Here is a 371-nt window from a genome sequence, read left to right as displayed (position 1 = left end):
AAGTCGTAACAAGGTAGCCGTACCGGAAGGTGCGGCTGGATCACCTCCTTTCTAAGGAGCACTTCTAAGCCGGTCCTTCGGGGCTGGTTCAGAGGCCAGTACATCAGCGAGTGTCTGATGCTGGTTGCTCATGGGTGGAACGTTGACTACTCGGCACATTCGGTCTGGTGGCCGCTAGTACTGCTCTTCGGAGCGTGGAACGCTGTTGCTGGTCGGATGTGTCGGGCACGCTGTTGGGTGTCTGAGGGCACGGCCGTATGGCTGTCCTTCACACGCCGGCCCCAGTGAACTCGACCGGTAACGGTTGGGGTGGTGGGTGGCTGGTCGTTGCTTGAGAACTGCACAGTGGACGCGAGCATCTGTGGCCAAGT

General features: G+C 59.6%; 1 rRNA gene. It reads left to right on the top strand.

The window, feature by feature from the left end:
* Positions 1 to 51, top strand: a 16S ribosomal RNA gene (locus tag IF20_RS36940); the annotation flags it as partial.
* Between the last annotated feature and the right edge of the window lie 320 nt (positions 52 to 371).

This window comes from Streptomyces niger (assembly GCF_000718305.1).
Classification (GTDB): domain Bacteria; phylum Actinomycetota; class Actinomycetes; order Streptomycetales; family Streptomycetaceae; genus Streptomyces; species Streptomyces niger.
The sequence above is the reverse complement of the archived record's forward strand: the minus strand, read 5'-3'. Positions and strand labels throughout refer to the sequence as shown.